The sequence below is a fragment of the Aeromonas sp. SE22 genome (assembly GCF_038739755.1).
In the GTDB taxonomy this organism is placed as follows: Bacteria; Pseudomonadota; Gammaproteobacteria; order Enterobacterales; family Aeromonadaceae; genus Aeromonas; species Aeromonas jandaei.
The window spans coordinates 492,804-507,658 of the sequence record NZ_JBCGFD010000003.1 but is presented as its reverse complement, the minus strand read 5'-3'; the positions used below and the strand labels follow the sequence as shown (position 1 = coordinate 507,658).

Below are 14,855 nucleotides of genomic sequence, written 5' to 3'. Positions count from 1 at the left end.
GCCCAAGGGCTGCGCTCTGCGTCAGATCGTCAACCGGCGGCCCTTAGGCACGGCGCCAGCTGGTCTTGCCGGCGCTGTCTTCCAGCACGATACCCATCTCGGTGAGACGGTTGCGGGCGGCATCCGCCGCGGCCCAGTTCTTGTCGGCACGGGCCTGATTACGCTCGGCGATCAGGCGCTCGATTTCGGCAACCTCTTCATCCGCTTCGTCACCCTTCAAGAAAGCTTCGGGGTCTTGCTGCAGGATGCCGAGCACGGCGCCCAGCTCGCGCAGACGGGCGCCCAGCGCGGCGGCAACGGCCATGTCTTCACCCTTCTGGCGGTTGATTTCGCGCACCAGATCGAACAGGGCGGAGTAGGCTTCCGGGGTGTTGAAGTCGTCGTCCATCGCTTCCTTGAAGCGCGCCACCTGCTCGTCGCCACCGGCAGCAGCGGCCACCGGCAGATCGCGCAGGGCGGTGTACATCCGCTCCAGCGCGGCGCGGGCTTGCTTCAGGTTATCTTCCGAGTAGTTGAGCTGGCTGCGGTAGTGGCCAGACATCAGGAAGTAACGGACGGTTTCGGCGTCGTAGTGGGCAAGCACATCGCGGATGGTGAAGAAGTTGCCAAGGGATTTGGACATCTTCTCTTTATCCACCATCACCATGCCGCTGTGCATCCAGGTGTTGACGTAGTCGCCACCGTGGGCGCAGCAGGACTGGGCGATCTCGTTCTCGTGGTGCGGGAACTGCAGATCGGAGCCGCCGCCGTGGATGTCGAAGTGGTTGCCAAGGTGCTTGGAGTTCATGGCGGAGCACTCGATGTGCCAGCCAGGACGGCCCGGGCCCCAGGGGCTTTCCCAGGTCGGCTCGCCCGGCTTGGACATCTTCCACAGCACGAAGTCCAAGGGGTTGCGCTTGGCATCGACCACGTCGACGCGGGCACCGGCTTGCAACTGCTCCAGATCCTGACCGGAGAGCTTGCCGTAGTCGGCATAGGATTCGACGATAAACATCACGTCGCCGTTATCCGCCACGTAGGCGTGCTCTTTTTCCAGCAGGGATTGCACCAGCTCGATGATCTCTTCGATGTGCTGGGTGGCGCGCGGTTCGATATCCGGGCGCACCATGCCGAGGGCGTCGAAGTCGGCGTGCATGTCGCCGATCAGACGCTCGGTCAGCTCGTCGCAGGTCACTTGGGTCTCGGCGGCACGCTTGATGATCTTGTCATCCACGTCGGTGATGTTGCGCACATAGGTGAGGTCGTAACCGGCGTAACGCAGGTAGCGAGCCACCACATCAAAGGCGACGAAGGTGCGGCCGTGGCCGATATGACAGTGATCGTAGATGGTGACACCACACACATACATGCCCACCTTGCCCGGGTGGATAGGTTTGAATTCTTCTTTTTGACGAGTGAGTGTGTTGTATATCTTCAGCATCTTCTAACCACTGCCTGTGAGTAAAATGGTTGGTCATGATACCCCGTTCAGGGGCAGAAAACGAGGCAGAAAACGTGGCCAATCCCGCCTGCCAGCACGGTTACGGCGCCAGAGAGACTATGCCGCCAGCCCCTGATGGGCTAGAATTGCCACCACTTTATGCCATACACCTGCGGGCACTTCGTCGTCCGCATCAAATGAAAGGACATATCATGGTCACTCTGCACACCAATCACGGCGACATCACCCTCACCCTGAATGCTGAAAAAGCCCCGGAAACCGTGGCCAACTTCCTGCAATACTGCCGTGACGGTCACTACGACAACACAATCTTCCACCGTGTTATCGACGGCTTCATGATCCAGGGCGGCGGCTATGCCCCGGGCTTTGAAGAGAAAGACACCCGCGCCCCCATCAAGAACGAAGCGGCCAACGGTCTGTCCAACAAGATCGGCACCATCGCCATGGCCCGCACCATGGAGCCGCACTCTGCCAGCGCCCAGTTCTTCATCAACGTGAACAACAACGACTTCCTCGACTTCAAATCCGCTACCACTCAGGGCTTCGGCTACTGCGTATTCGGTGAAGTGACCGCCGGCATGGACGTGGTCAACAAGATCAAGGGCGTCAAGACCGGCAACTACGGCCGCATCCACCAGGACGTTCCGACCGAAGACGTGGTGATCACCAAGGTGACCCTTGCTGACTGATCTCTGCCGACTCGGCACTGACAAAACTGCGGCCCCGGCCGCAGTTTTTCCATCTGCCTCCCCCACTGCCAGCCCAAACTGGCGCCGCCTCGACTATCTGGCCCACGGCAACCCGCGCCAGCGCTCGGCCCATGCCCTGCTCACCGCCGGTGTGTGGGATGAGCTGGCAACGCAGTGCGCCGATCTGGCGCTGGTGAGCACGCTCGCCATCGGCCTCGATCGGCCGGGCAGCGATCTCGATATCCTCTGCCAGCATCCTGATCCGGCGGCGTTTGCCGCTACTTTTGCAGAGCAAGGCTGGCAGGCGAGCCCCAAGGGCGACAATGTCTGGCTGCTGGAGCGCACCTTTCCCCGCCTCGACCAACACAGTGCCGATAGCGGTTGCGATCAAAGCGAGGCCAGCTGGCCGGTGGAGCTGTACGTCACCCCCGCCCCTATCGAGACGCTGAATGGCTGGCGCCACCTCACCCTGATGGCGGCCCTGCTCGAGCACTTTGGCGATGACTTCTACCGCGAAGTGCTGCGCCTGCGCCTTGAAGAGGGATTGAAAGGGGAAGCAGCCATGTGCCGGTTGCTGGGTCTGGCGGGCGATCCTTACGCCGCGCTGCTGACGCTGGAGGGGCAGGAGCTGGCCCATCTGGTGTGGCCCGCCGCTATCGCGACTCCCGAAGCGGATGCGACCAGCAGCAACGGCTCGGCCATGCGCACCCTCTTTATCAGCGACATTCACCTGTGCAGCGTTCGGCCCAATATGACCGCCGCACTGGTGCACTTTCTGGCCAAGGAGGCGGTGGGCGCCGATGCCCTCTATGTGCTCGGCGATCTCTTCGAGTTCTGGATTGGCGATGATGATCCCAACCCGCTCCATCAGGAGATGGCTGACGCCTTTCTGGCCCTGAGCCAGCAGAATGTGCCCATCTACTTTATCCACGGCAACCGCGACTTTCTGCTGGGGCAACAGTTTGCCAAACGCGCCGGCATCACCCTGCTGGCGGATCCGTGCGTGATCGAACTCTATGGCGAGCGGGTGGTGCTGAGCCACGGCGATCTGCTCTGCACCCTGGATGAGGGGTATCAGAAGTTTCGTCGCATCACCCAGCTCAAGTGGCTGCGCTGGCTGTTCCTGCGCCTGCCGCTCGCCCGCCGGCAGGCCATCGCCCGCAAGATGCGCGGCCAAAGCCAGATGGAGAACGCCCACAAGAGCCAGCGCATCATGGATGTAACGCCAGCTGCGGTTGACGAGATGCTGCGCCAGCACGGCTGCAAGGTGATGATCCACGGCCACACCCACAGACCCGCCATCCACCACTTCCAGCTCGATGGCGCGCCTGCCCGGCGTATCGTGCTGGGTGACTGGTTCGAGCAGGGCTCGGTACTGGTCTGCCGCCCCGGCGAGCAGCAGCTGGAGACAAGGCCGCTGGCAGCCGCACGCTGACAGCAGGTTCACAAGGCATCCGTAAAGAGAGGGGCGCGTCAGCAGTGACGCGCCCCTTGTTGTTTTGTTGCGGCAGCTCTACCGGTGCCCCCCGAAGCGCTGCACGCCGAGGCGGTGTTAGCGGCTGAAGTTGGGCTCCAGCGCATAGTGCTTGAAGCAGGCTTCCAGATTGCTGCGAATGGCCGGTGTCACGTTGATGAACTCCAGCCCGTAGACCTCGCCCTCGGCCTCCTGTTTCGACCACATCACTCTGGCGGTCACAGCCAGCGGTGTCTGGTTGCGATAGAGGTCGATGGAGGGTTTGGGGGTGTAGATCTTGAGCTCGACTTGCGCCTTTTTGGGCAATTCGAGGGACTGTACGGTACGCAGGCGCAGACCGGTCACGCTGAAGTCCTCGGTAATCGATTCATGGAAGCTGCCAGCGGCCTCGACCTTCACCATCATGTGCTGATACATACGGGGGGCGCCGCGCAGCTCGTGTTCGGCGCGATCGACGCTGCTGGCCGCCTCGAAGCGGAACTGCTCCATGATATCGCGCAGCTGGCTCGACTCTTCATACAGGGTGCGGCTGATGATCCCGGTGGTCTGCACCTTCTCGGTATTCTCGGAGAGGGCGTGCAGCAGATCGTGCAGATGGGCATTGAGAGAGGCGAGCTTGTGCATCTGCTCGTCGCTGGTGGTGCGGATTTGGTCGGCGGCCCCGACACTGCGCTCAATCTCGCCCATCAAGCCGTTGATGGACTGGCTCGCCTCGTGGGCCTTGTCCATGGTGAGGTGGGTGCGGGCAATCACGCTCTTCACCGTGGTTTCGTTCTCGCCGATAAGCTGGCTCAGGGTGGTGACAATCCCGTTGATCTCTTTGGTCGCCTGTCCGGCATGGTTGGCCAGCTTGCGCACCTCGTCAGCCACCACGGCAAAACCGCGACCATGTTCACCGGCACGGGCCGCTTCGATGGCAGCATTGAGGGCCAGCAGGTTGGTCTGCTCGGTGATGGCAGTGATGGACTGGGTGATCACCTGGATCTTCTGGCTTGCCTCGCTCAGCTGGCGAGTCTTCTGCTCGGCCTGCTGCGCTTCGGTCACTGCGCGGCGCATCTCCTCGATGTTCTCGCTCATCACCCGGGTGCTGTTGTTGGCACTCTGGTAGGCCAGTTCGGCCTGCTGCCCGACCTGAGCGGCCAGACCCGATACCGCCTCGGCCGCGCAGGAGAGATCGTTGCTGGCACGGCTCACCTCACCGGAGTGGTGCTGCTCGGTCTGGGCCGCATCCGTGATGGTTCTGGAGATATCGGAGATCTGATAGGAGGATTGGGCCAGCTGGCGGGTACGCAGGTCAATCTGGCGCATATGACCGCTAAGCTGCTCGGCCATCATGCGCATGGTGCCCAGCACGCTGTTGCCACCAAAGCGGGTCTCGATCCTGACGGTCAGGTTGCCGGCTGCGATCTCGGCAGCGACCCGGGCGGCATAGTCCGGCTCGCCCCCCAGAGTGCGCATCAGATGGCGATACTGGATCAGATAGGCCATTGCTACAAAGAGCAGGGAGACCAGCCCGGCCCCGAGGCTTATCCAGAGTGACAGGGCCTTGGCCTCGTCCCGACTGGCGATGGCGCTGGCAATACGGTTGTCGAGCTCGTGGGAGATGCGATCGAGCTTCCCGGCGCCATTCTCGACCATGGCATCAAACCCGTCCGGGCTGGTCATGATGGCGTTGCCGGCCTCCCGCCCCTTCTGGACATAGGCGTTGACCATGACGATCCCTCTCTCCTGCAGCTGCCTGGCCACGTCCTGCATTGGCAGGATCTCGTCGGTGAGATCCGGCAGGGTGCGAGCCAATGTATCGAGATTTTTCAACGCATCATCACGGTAGGTAGCCGCCTCGGCGATCCCCTCTTCGGTATCGCCGGTCACCGAGGCATCGGTCAGAAACTGCTGGATCTGCACCAGATCGAATCGGGTTGCCTGGAAGGTCGATTGAGCACGCTCCAGGAGGTCAACCTTCTCCTGGGCTCGCAGCTGGGTTTGACTACTCCAGATGGAGACCACAGAGGCCACCAGCAGCGGCACCGCCACCAGTATGCCACCCTTGATCATCATCCACTTGACGGAGCTCCCTCTCACCGGTTTGTGCGAGGCGATAGCAGCCTCTTTCAGCTCGAAGGTGTTGTTGTGCAAGAGTCCTTGTGCTGTAGCCATGGCATCACCTCATAGACCCGTTGCAGGACGGAAAAACCATTCCAGCAAGGGATCCAACTACACGATGCCAAGCTGGCATCTCAACAACGCATAAGCTGTGCCAACAAAAAAACCGGTTTATTGCATCACTCTGTTTTCAAAATGGGAAAAACAGATTCTTGATCCAGATCAATCCAGCAAGATGCAATGCAATTTGCAAAAGCGGCGTCAGTGCTTTGCCAACTGAGGGCAAGCTCAGTGACATACCTCCTGCGTCATAACAAGTCCGACAGCTTGTGACCAGCCAAGGGGGTGGAGCCCTTCGCATCGCCAGCCGCATCCCTATAATGTGCCCCTCACATAAACAGAGAGGAGTGACTCATGGGTTTCATCACCTGGATTATTTTGGGATTGCTGGTTGGCATGCTGGCCAAGTGGATCATGCCGGGCCGCGACGGTGGTGGCTTCTTCATGACCGCCCTGCTGGGGATTGTCGGCGCCATGGTCGGCGGCTATGTGGGCACCTTGCTGGGTCTGGGCTCGGTGACCGGCTTCAATATTTCGAGCATCGCCATCGCCACCGTGGGAGCCCTTATCGTCCTGTTTGTCTTCAACAAGATCCGCAGCTGACAACCCAACGCCATCTTATGTGTAGATAAACAGGGCACCGCGAGGTGCCCTCTCTTTTTGTATCACCTTCACGATTTTGCCTGCGGCAAGATCAGCCTGACCAACAAGCCCCCCAGCTGCGGGGCAGGCAGCAGCACCACCTCGCCGTGATGGTAGTGGGCGATGTCGCGCACCAGTGCCAGACCAAGCCCTGCCCCCGGCTGTTCGCTCCCCTGCTCGAGGCGCTGGAACGGCTGCCAGACCCGCTCTGCCAGCTCGGGGGCAATGCCGGGACCGCTATCCTCCACCTCCAGCCAGATCTGCCCGTTGCTTCGCACCACCCGCGCCGTCACCGTGCCGTGGGGCGGGGTGTATTTGATGGCGTTGTCGAGCAGATTGGCACAGAGCTCCCCGAGCAGCAGCGGCTCCCCTACCACCATGATGGCGGACTCCTCCCCTTCGTAACCGAGATCTATCCCCTTGCTGCGGGCCTGCGCCAACCGCGACAGACAGGCCTGCTGCACCAGCGCCGTCAATTCGATGGGATCCCGCAGGCGCAGCCCGGAGCACTCGTCCGATTTGAGCCGGGCCAGCAGCAGGAGCCGCTCGGTCAGGGCGATGGTGTGATCGAGCCGCACTGCCATGGCATCGAGACTTTCGCTCATCAGGGCGGGATCGCCACTACCGCGCGCTACCTCAACCTGGGTTTTCAGGATGGTGAGCGGGGTGCGCAGCTGATGGGCGGCATCAGCGCTGAAACGTTCCTGCCGGGCCACCAGCTGACGCAAGCGGGCCAGCTGGCGATTGAACGCCTGCACCAACGGCCGGGTCTCCTGCCAGGGGAGCAGATCCGGCAAGGGAGCGAGCGTGGCGGCATCGCGGCGCAGGATCTCCCGCGACAAACGGCGCATCGGGGTGAGCAGCCGCTTGAGCAACAGATAAGCGAGCAGCAGGGTGAGCACCACCAGCGCCCCCTGGGTCAGCACGGCCGACCAGAGCAGCTGCTGTGCCAGTTGCTGGCGGCCGAGCAGGGTTTCCGCCACCGTGATGCGGGCCATGCCGGTGACGCCCCCCTCGCCTACCGGTTGCAGCAGCATAACGGCGCGAATTGGCGCCTCCTGATAAATTTCGTCATAGAAGTAAGCGAGCGCCGGATAGCGGTCGGTCAGGGGCGTACCGTCCGGCATGCGGGGCAAGTCGTCAAAGCCGGAGATGACCCTATCGTCGATGCCGCGCACCTGATAGAAGAGGCGATCGCGCATGTTGCGCTCGAAGCTGTCGAGCACCACATAGGGCACATCCACCTCGAGGATGCCATCGCTTGCCGTCAGCCGCTCGGCGACGGTGCGGGCCGAGGCGAGCAGGGTGCGATCATAGGCCGATGTGGCCGCCGCCAGCGCGCCGTAGTAGCTGTACCAGGCCGAGGCAGCCCAGAGGATCAGCAAGGGGCCGCCCAGAAACAGCAGCAGTTGATTGAGCAGGGAGCGACTAATGGGAGGCCTCCGGCGCCGCTTCCAGCAGATAGCCCAGCCCGCGCAGGGTGGTGATCACCACCCCGCTGCCCACCAGCTTTTTGCGCAGCCGGTGGATATAGAGGTCGATGCTGTCGAGCCCCGCCTCGTCATCGAGGTTGAACACCTGCTCGAACAGCTGCCCTTTGGCGACGGGGCGCCCGTGGCGGTACATCAACGCCGTCAGCAGCGCCTGCTCGCGCGGAGTCAGGGCCAGCCGGGCATCGGCCAGCAGAAAATAGCCGTCGGGATGCAGGGTCAGGCGCCCCAGCCGCAGCTCGGCGCCGCCACTTTCGCTGCGCCGCAGCAGGGCCCGCAGCCGGGCATCCAGCTCCCCCAGATCGAATGGCTTGGCCAGATAGTCATCGGCACCGGCATTGAGACCGCAGATCCGCTCCTCCACCGCGCCGCGGGCGGTGAGCAGCAGCACCGGCAATCCCTGCCCCCGGCTGCGCAACCGGCCGAGTACCGCCAGCCCGTCGAGCTTGGGCATCTCGATATCGAGCACCGCCAGCGCGTATTTTTCGTGGCGCAGCAGGTGATCGGCCCGGGCGCCGTCAGCCACCCAATCCACCGCGAAACCGGCGCTGGTGAGCGCCCGCGACAACCAGTGGGCCAGTTCGTGATTGTCTTCTGCCAACAGCAAGCGCATCCCTATCCCCTTGTTCTTAACGACGGCGTGCAACCACAGTGCTGCAACTGCATCCATTCACTCTGCCTGAGCGGAACAAGGTGCGATCACGGTCACACTCCCGCCAATTGGTCAGCGATTGAAAGGTGAATGAAAGGTTGTTGTTTTAACAATTTCGCATCACTTCGTCCATCGACGGAGTCACACCGAGAAAAAACAACGACAAGATGGAGCACACAACCATGAAGCAACGTAAACGTCATGCCCTCGCCCTGCTGACCCTGCTCGGCGCCCTGCCGCTGCAGGCGGCCGAGAGTGCCACCGCCCCGAGCCGTACCGAATGCATCGCACCGGCCAAACCGGGCGGTGGTTTCGATCTCACCTGCAAGCTGTTGCAGGTGAGCCTGCAGGAGACCGGCACCATCGACAAACCGATGCGGGTCACCTATATGCCGGGCGGGGTCGGTGCCGTGGCCTACAACGCCATCGTGGCACAGCGCCCTGCCGAAGCGGGGACTGTGGTCGCCTTCTCCGGTGGCTCTCTGCTCAACCTCTCTCAGGGGAAATTTGGCCGTTACGGGGTGGATGATGTGCGCTGGCTGGCGGCGGTAGGGACCGATTACGGCATGATCGCGGTGCGCCATGATGCCCCCTATCAGAACCTCAAGGATCTGGTGAATGCCATGGCAAACGACCCCAACAGCGTGGTCATCGGGGCGGGAGCTTCCATCGGCAGTCAGGACTGGATGAAGACGGCGCTGCTGGCCAAACAGGCGGGCGTTGATCCGCACAAGATGCGCTACGTCGCCTTTGAAGGGGGCGGCGAGCCGGTCACCGCGCTGCTGGGCAACCATGTGCAGGCGGTCTCCGGCGATCTGAGCGAGATGGTGCCCTATATCGGTGGCGACAAGCTGCGGGTGCTGGCGGTGTTCGCCAAAGAGCGGCTGCCCGGCAAGCTGGCCACCATTCCCACCGCCAGGGAGCAGGGTTATGACCTGGAGTGGCCGGTGATCCGCGGCTTCTATGTCGGTCCCAAGGTGAGCGACAGCGAATACCAGTGGTGGAAAGAGACCTTCGATCAGCTGGTGAAAACCGACACCTTCAAGGCGCAGCGAGATCTGCGCGGCCTGTTCGAGTTTGATCTGACCGGGGATGCGCTCGACAGCTACGTCAAGACCCAGGTGGCGCAATATCGCGAGCAGGCCAAGGCCTTCGGTCTGGCCAAGTAGGAGCCGCAGCCATGAGCGATCGCATCTTTGCCGCCATCTGGCTGCTGCTCTGTCTGGCGGGGGCCTCCCTCGCCTGGCAGTACCAGAGCGAATACAGCTATGAGCCGCTGGGGCCACGTCCCTTTCCGCTCGGGATCCTCGGCCTGATGGCACTCTGTGCCCTGCTCCTGCTACGCCGCCAGCCGGACACCGTCAGCTGGCCGCCGCTGCGTACCCTGCGCCACCTCGCCATCATGGTGGCAGCGCTGGCCGGTTACGGCGCCAGCTTCGAGTGGCTGGGCTTTCCGCTGGCTACCGCCCTGCTCACCTTTGTGCTAGGGAGCCTGTTTGGTGCCTCGGCCAAAGCCGCCCTGCTCTCCGGCATCGTCGGCGGGCTGGTGCTCTATTTCGCCTTTGACAGGCTGCTGGATGTCACCCTGCCCCTCGGCGTCTGGTTCTCTTAAGGAGTCAATATGGATACCTGGATGTACCTATCCCAGGGCTTTGCGGTGGCACTCACCCCGGAGAATCTGGTGATTGCCCTCATCGGCTGCTTTGTCGGCACCGTGGTCGGCCTGCTGCCGGGCCTTGGCCCCATCAACGGCGTCGCCATCCTGTTGCCGCTGGCCTTTGCCCTGAAACTGCCCCCCGAATCGGCGCTGATCCTGCTCGCCACCGTCTATATCGGTTGCGAATATGGCGGGCGGATCTCCTCGATCCTGCTCAACGTACCGGGAGATGCCGCAGCCATCATGACTGCGCTGGATGGCTACCCCATGGCCCAGCAGGGCAAGGCGGGAGTGGCCCTCTCCATCTCGGCGGTCAGCTCCTTTGTCGGCTCCATGCTCGCCATCGGCGGGATCATTCTGTTCGCCCCGGCACTGGCACGCTGGTCGCTCGCCTTCGGGCCGGCGGAGTATTTCGCCCTGATGGTGTTCGCCATCGCCTGCCTTGGCAGCATGATGAGCCAGAACCCGCTCAAATCCTTTATGGCTGCGCTGATCGGGCTGGGGCTCGCTACCGTCGGGGTGGATGCCAACACCGGTATCTATCGCTTCACCTTCGACAGCGTGCACCTCTCGGACGGGGTGCAGTTTATCGTGGTGGTGATCGGTCTCTTCTCGGTGAGCGAGATCCTGCTGATGCTGGAGCACACCAGCGGTGGCGGCAAGCTGGTGCGCACCACCGGGCGGATGCTGTTCAACTTCAAGGAGCTGGTCTATTGCACCGGCACCATGCTGCGCTCCTCCACCATCGGCTTTTTCGTCGGCATTCTGCCGGGCGCCGGCGCCACCATCGCCAGCGCCATCACCTACATGAGCGAGAAGCGGCTGGCGGGGCCCAATGCCAAATTCGGCGAAGGGGATATTCGCGGCGTGGCAGCGCCAGAGGCGGCCAACAACGCGTCAGCCTGCGGCTCCTTTATCCCCATGCTCACCCTGGGGGTGCCGGGGTCGGGCACCACGGCGGTGATGATGGGGGCGCTGACCCTCTACAACATCACCCCGGGCCCCACCATGTTCACCGAACAACCCGATGTGGTGTGGGGATTGATCGCCGCCCTCTTGCTGGCCAACGTCATGCTGCTGGTGATGAACATCCCCATGGTGGGTATTTTCACCCGCATGCTCTCCATCCCGCTCTGGTTTCTGGTGCCCGCCATCGCCAGCGTCTCGGCGGTGGGGGTCTATGCGGTGCACAGCACCACCTTTGACCTGCTGCTGATGGTGGGCCTCGGAGTCTTTGGCTACCTGCTGCGCAAAATGCACTTCCCCATGTCACCGCTCATTCTGGGCTTCGTGCTGGGTGAAATGCTGGAGCAGAACCTGCGCCGCGCCCTCTCCATCAGCAATGGCGATACCGCCATCCTGTGGAGCAGCAGCATCAGCCAGACTCTGCTGGTGCTGGCCATTGCAGTGATCACCCTCCCCCCGCTGGTTCGCCTGCTGGGCCGCCGCAACCCAGTCGTGGCCGCCACAGATGCCAGCGCAGAGCAAAGCTCCTGACAACCGGAGTGTTCTGCACACAAATGCAAGAAGGGCCCCACCATGTGGGGCCCTTCTCATTTCATCTAACAGCACAAAGTTGTGCCAGAGGTCATGACCAAAGAAAGCTACCAGATAAAGCCCGTCAACAGGCTGGACGATGTCACGCAAAAGGATGCACAGATTGCTGTTGGCAAAAATAGAGCAGCCGAACCGAAAGGCTGTGTGGACACATTGGCGACATTCGGACAAAACAAAAAGGCCGCTATTGCTAAATAACTGATCCCAATAGTGCTACATCTTTGCTGTACCATAGCTATTCCCTGGGAAAGGAGACACTGTATCCATGAAGTGTTTCACTCGGGCCAGCAGGCTGGCCATTCCTCTACATTGATGATTGCGCGTGATGGTTTCATGTAACTTGTGCCACAGCCGTTCTATGTGATTAACCCAAGGGCTGTAAACTGGCTGGAACACCAGGCAGAACTTGGGGTTCTTCTTAAACATCGCTCGGTCTATTTGCTTTTGTGAATGATGTAGTTATCGAGGATCAGCGTGATAGTTTTGGCTCGTCGGTAATGGTGACGCAGCTTTTCCAGCATGGCGATAAACAGGGATGAGTTTTTCTTTATCCCACTGACGTAAAGCACTCTTCCGTTGCCTGCATGGAGAGCGCCTGCCAGGTAATGTTTCGCGTTCTGTCCCGGTGTGACAACCCGCTTTTGCTGCGCTCTGAACATCTAGTCGGCCCCTAATTTGGGATTGAGGTCTATATCGACTTCATCCTCATAAAACACCGGATTATCGGCATCACAGCGGGCCAGTGCCTCGTCGATATTCGCCATTTTCTCCTGATAGGCTGGGTCTTTTATCCGCAAGGTCGGCACGGGCCTGCGCCAGACAATACCCATACGAGGTAACCATCGACGAAGTGTGGAGGCGGCCACATTGAGACCTGTTAACCGATTGATTTTGATAGCCAATAGTTCGGTACACCAGCGGCTGCGCTGATAACCAAAATCTTGCGGAGAGAACTGCATGAGCAGCACCAGTAAGGTGACAATCTTGGCGACAGGTAGGACCGGGGCACGGCCAGCCGGTAAGGCTTCTAACGCCCCCACACCTTCATCTCGATACCACCGAAGGGCGTTGTTGCCCAAATCAACGAGCAAGTCATGACTTCCCCAGCTCCTGGTTACCACTACACTCGGGGCTTTCTGACAGGCAAGCCCAAGGTATTCAGCTTGTTTATGGCGCTAACATACGTCATGACTTCTCCCACTTGGCCGTTGTAGTTACGCAGACTGATTTTCCCCGCCAGCAACTGCTTGAACCGATACATTGTCGTCTCTGCCAGCGAGCGATGGTGATACCCCGATATCTTCTTCCAGTGCCCCAGCCCTTCCTTGCGCATTACCAGCACAGCCTCATTTCTTGGATGTCCCTTTTTCCAGAGTCCAGCGTTCTTGCGAGGCGGGATACAGGCTGTCGCCCCTTTGCACGAGATCAGCTGATGGCTGGCTTTGCTGTCATACGCGCCATCCGCATAAACACGTCCCAGCTTGCGCCGCAGTGGATTGAGCAGAGTCGGCAACACCTCGACATCATGGACATTCTCTAGCGAGATTTCCGCTGCCACGATATCGTGAGTGGCCGGGTCTACTGCGAGATGCAACATGCGCCAGACTCGCCGTTTCTCGGCGCCGTGTTTTCTGACCTTCCACTCACCTTCACCAAACACCTTCAGCCCGGTTGAGTCGATAACCAAGTCGGTAATGCGTTCCTTTGGGGGCTGTCGATAAGCCACCGTCACCGAGCGTGCTCGCTTGCTGACACAACTGTAATCGGGGGCACAAAGCGGTATGTTCATCAACTCGAACAGGGAGTCGAGTAGTCCCTGAGTGGCCCGCAGAGTGAGGTTAAAAATCCCCTTGAGCATCAGGAAGGTACAGATGGTCTGGTCGGTGTAGAGCTGACTACGGCCCCGGCGCCCATGATGGTCGTGGTGGAACCAGTTATCCATGGCGCCTGCATCAACCCAGAAGGTGAGGGAACCACGGCTAATCAAAGACTTGTTGTATTAAGGCCAGTTGGTGATGGGGTGAAGCGACGCGCCCATAATACGGACTTGAAGAGGATGGTGGTGATAAAATCACCAAGTTCTCAGTTAGTTCCACTCAAGCTGTTTCGATTTGGGCAACAACGCCCATGAACAGTCAAATTCATACCTTATCTTGCTGTTCCTAGAGCTGATCATCTTCACCTGGTGGTGGGTAAAATATCCCCTTCTGGGTTTAAGAGCACGGGTGAGCTGGTTTGGCTTCCATCAACTGACGAATTGCTTTAAAGCTCCGTACTGCAGCCTTGGTGGCGACAGGATTAACCAGCCAACCAGGCAGATTATCACCGGGATTTGTATAGCTCTGAAGACGGATCAGAGTTGAGCCATTTGGCTGTGGTATCGCTTCCCATGCCCCTTTACTGATGCGAATCCGCTTTAATCCCACATGAGGCACCAGCACATCGGGAACAGCCCAAACCTTTAAACTCAGTGTGCAATCCACGGCTCTGGTCAGCAGAGAGCGAGTGATCAACTCCCGGTCTTCTAACGGCCAAGGAGCAGAAAGCAAGGTGTAGACAATATCCTCATTGGCGGATGGTCGTGCGAGCAGCCTCACTTCACGGCTTTCTGGCAACCAGACTTGATGGTTTTCGGTATCCCGTAACACATCGAGTAAGGTCAATGGTGAGGCAGTCACCAGCATCTCCAGCCTCATCTCCACAAACGAGCCCGGCCGATGGGGGCGAACCCACAGGGTGACCCCCTCATCTTGCTGCTGGAGTAACCATGTTTGTGCCCAGCAGCCTTGAGCAAAGAGTAATAGGGCTATAAGCCAGTGTTTACGCATAGATGTTACAGCCCGAATAGAGACCCATTTAGAGGCTAGTTGGTCGATATTTTCTTTCACGCCTGGCATAGGCAATCTGTCTAATTTTGGATCACCTTACACACAACCTGAGGGAAGGGTTCTCGATAAAGAACAAATTACACTTTGCTTCTCTTATATTCAGCCCCCGGCAAAATGCCTTCCAGACAAACGTGTGACCTCGATCGACTGATTGCATTGTATATATGAAAAAAAATGGTGGCTACAGCTCCCCTATAGGCCA

At 60.2% G+C, this 14,855-nt stretch carries 14 protein-coding genes and 2 pseudogenes; 8 read left to right on the top strand and 8 right to left on the bottom strand.

All coding sequences use genetic code 11. The features are described 5' to 3' along the window. Positions 1-43: 43 nt before the first annotated feature. Positions 44-1,420, bottom strand: a complete 1,377-nt coding sequence (gene cysS, locus AAHA39_RS09315; RefSeq protein ID WP_041208491.1) for a cysteine--tRNA ligase — start codon at positions 1,418-1,420, stop codon at positions 44-46. A 212-nt stretch (positions 1,421-1,632) separates the two neighbouring features. On the opposite strand from cysS, the gene AAHA39_RS09310 reads away from it, so the two are divergent. The 3 genes and pseudogenes from AAHA39_RS09310 to lpxH all read left to right on the top strand — a co-directional run bounded on the left by AAHA39_RS09310 (position 1,633) and on the right by lpxH (position 3,565). Then, positions 1,633-2,130, top strand: coding sequence for a peptidylprolyl isomerase (locus AAHA39_RS09310; RefSeq protein ID WP_033115878.1), 498 nt, complete (start codon positions 1,633-1,635; stop codon positions 2,128-2,130). Next, positions 2,120-2,839 (top strand): annotated as a pseudogene (locus AAHA39_RS09305) (DUF4269 domain-containing protein); the annotation flags it as partial. The gene AAHA39_RS09310 and the pseudogene AAHA39_RS09305, both read left to right, overlap by 11 nt. Then, the gene (gene lpxH / locus AAHA39_RS09300; RefSeq protein WP_320656941.1) at positions 2,831-3,565 is read left to right on the top strand and encodes a UDP-2,3-diacylglucosamine diphosphatase; all 735 of its coding nucleotides are present in this window, start codon (positions 2,831-2,833) and stop codon (positions 3,563-3,565) included. The pseudogene AAHA39_RS09305 and the gene lpxH, both read left to right, overlap by 9 nt. Before the next feature lie 117 nt (positions 3,566-3,682). Here lpxH and AAHA39_RS09295 read toward each other — a convergent pair whose 3' ends face one another. Next, the gene (locus AAHA39_RS09295; RefSeq protein WP_320656918.1) at positions 3,683-5,761 is read right to left on the bottom strand and encodes a methyl-accepting chemotaxis protein; all 2,079 of its coding nucleotides are present in this window, start codon (positions 5,759-5,761) and stop codon (positions 3,683-3,685) included. 360 nt (positions 5,762-6,121) lie between these two features. Between AAHA39_RS09295 and AAHA39_RS09290 the strand changes: the two genes are divergently transcribed. Continuing rightward, positions 6,122-6,370, top strand: a complete 249-nt coding sequence (locus tag AAHA39_RS09290; protein WP_042031142.1) for a GlsB/YeaQ/YmgE family stress response membrane protein — start codon at positions 6,122-6,124, stop codon at positions 6,368-6,370. Positions 6,371-6,438: 68 nt separating this feature from the next. On the opposite strand, the gene AAHA39_RS09285 is transcribed toward AAHA39_RS09290, so the two are convergent. Both AAHA39_RS09285 and tctD read right to left on the bottom strand, forming a co-directional pair. Then, complete coding sequence (locus AAHA39_RS09285) at positions 6,439-7,794, bottom strand: sensor histidine kinase (protein WP_320656919.1); 1,356 nt, start codon at positions 7,792-7,794, stop codon at positions 6,439-6,441. A 43-nt stretch (positions 7,795-7,837) separates the two neighbouring features. Then, a complete protein-coding gene (tctD, locus tag AAHA39_RS09280; RefSeq protein WP_225628375.1) occupies positions 7,838-8,569 on the bottom strand; it encodes a transcriptional regulator TctD in 732 nt (243 codons plus the stop codon). 164 nt (positions 8,570-8,733) lie between these two features. Between tctD and AAHA39_RS09275 the strand changes: the two genes are divergently transcribed. The 4 genes from AAHA39_RS09275 (at position 8,734) to AAHA39_RS09260 (ending at position 11,963) form a co-directional block, all read left to right on the top strand. Continuing rightward, the gene (locus AAHA39_RS09275) at positions 8,734-9,720 is read left to right on the top strand and encodes a Bug family tripartite tricarboxylate transporter substrate binding protein (RefSeq protein ID WP_320656920.1); all 987 of its coding nucleotides are present in this window, start codon (positions 8,734-8,736) and stop codon (positions 9,718-9,720) included. A gap of 11 nt (positions 9,721-9,731) precedes the next feature. Then, entirely contained in the window at positions 9,732-10,163 is a 432-nt protein-coding gene (locus AAHA39_RS09270) for a tripartite tricarboxylate transporter TctB family protein (RefSeq protein ID WP_139405338.1), read from the top strand. A gap of 9 nt (positions 10,164-10,172) precedes the next feature. Beyond that, the gene (locus AAHA39_RS09265) at positions 10,173-11,705 is read left to right on the top strand and encodes a tripartite tricarboxylate transporter permease (RefSeq protein WP_320656921.1); all 1,533 of its coding nucleotides are present in this window, start codon (positions 10,173-10,175) and stop codon (positions 11,703-11,705) included. Positions 11,706-11,798: 93 nt separating this feature from the next. Next, positions 11,799-11,963 carry a hypothetical protein gene (locus AAHA39_RS09260; RefSeq protein WP_320656922.1) on the top strand — a complete coding sequence of 55 codons (165 nt, stop codon included), beginning with the start codon at positions 11,799-11,801 and terminating at the stop codon, positions 11,961-11,963. A gap of 15 nt (positions 11,964-11,978) precedes the next feature. Here AAHA39_RS09260 and AAHA39_RS20575 read toward each other — a convergent pair. From AAHA39_RS20575 to AAHA39_RS09245, 4 genes and pseudogenes are all read right to left on the bottom strand, one after another. Further along, positions 11,979-12,424 (bottom strand): annotated as a pseudogene (locus AAHA39_RS20575) (IS630 family transposase). Then, on the bottom strand, positions 12,425-12,856 hold the full coding sequence (locus AAHA39_RS20570) for a winged helix-turn-helix domain-containing protein (RefSeq protein ID WP_446699563.1): 432 nt from the start codon (positions 12,854-12,856) through the stop codon (positions 12,425-12,427). It lies immediately after the preceding pseudogene. Between the two features lie 29 nt (positions 12,857-12,885). Continuing rightward, the gene (locus tag AAHA39_RS09250; RefSeq protein ID WP_320656923.1) at positions 12,886-13,752 is read right to left on the bottom strand and encodes an IS5 family transposase; all 867 of its coding nucleotides are present in this window, start codon (positions 13,750-13,752) and stop codon (positions 12,886-12,888) included. A 226-nt stretch (positions 13,753-13,978) separates the two neighbouring features. After that, complete coding sequence (locus AAHA39_RS09245) at positions 13,979-14,662, bottom strand: hypothetical protein (protein WP_320656924.1); 684 nt, start codon at positions 14,660-14,662, stop codon at positions 13,979-13,981. Between the last annotated feature and the right edge of the window lie 193 nt (positions 14,663-14,855).

Excerpts from the sequence above, each read along its gene's own strand:
- cysS (WP_041208491.1), bottom strand. The coding sequence starts at position 1,420 with ATGCTGAAGATATACAACACACTCACTCGTCAAAAAGAAGAATTCAAA.
- AAHA39_RS09310 (WP_033115878.1), top strand. The coding sequence starts at position 1,633 with ATGGTCACTCTGCACACCAATCACGGCGACATCACCCTCACCCTGAAT.
- lpxH (WP_320656941.1), top strand. The coding sequence starts at position 2,831 with ATGCGCACCCTCTTTATCAGCGACATTCACCTGTGCAGCGTTCGGCCC.
- AAHA39_RS09295 (WP_320656918.1), bottom strand. The coding sequence starts at position 5,761 with ATGGCTACAGCACAAGGACTCTTGCACAACAACACCTTCGAGCTGAAA.
- AAHA39_RS09290 (WP_042031142.1), top strand. The coding sequence starts at position 6,122 with ATGGGTTTCATCACCTGGATTATTTTGGGATTGCTGGTTGGCATGCTG.
- tctD (WP_225628375.1), bottom strand. The coding sequence starts at position 8,569 with ATGGATGCAGTTGCAGCACTGTGGTTGCACGCCGTCGTTAAGAACAAG.
- AAHA39_RS09275 (WP_320656920.1), top strand. The coding sequence starts at position 8,734 with ATGAAGCAACGTAAACGTCATGCCCTCGCCCTGCTGACCCTGCTCGGC.
- AAHA39_RS09270 (WP_139405338.1), top strand. The coding sequence starts at position 9,732 with ATGAGCGATCGCATCTTTGCCGCCATCTGGCTGCTGCTCTGTCTGGCG.
- AAHA39_RS09265 (WP_320656921.1), top strand. The coding sequence starts at position 10,173 with ATGGATACCTGGATGTACCTATCCCAGGGCTTTGCGGTGGCACTCACC.
- AAHA39_RS09260 (WP_320656922.1), top strand. The coding sequence starts at position 11,799 with ATGACCAAAGAAAGCTACCAGATAAAGCCCGTCAACAGGCTGGACGAT.
- AAHA39_RS09245 (WP_320656924.1), bottom strand. The coding sequence starts at position 14,662 with ATGCCAGGCGTGAAAGAAAATATCGACCAACTAGCCTCTAAATGGGTC.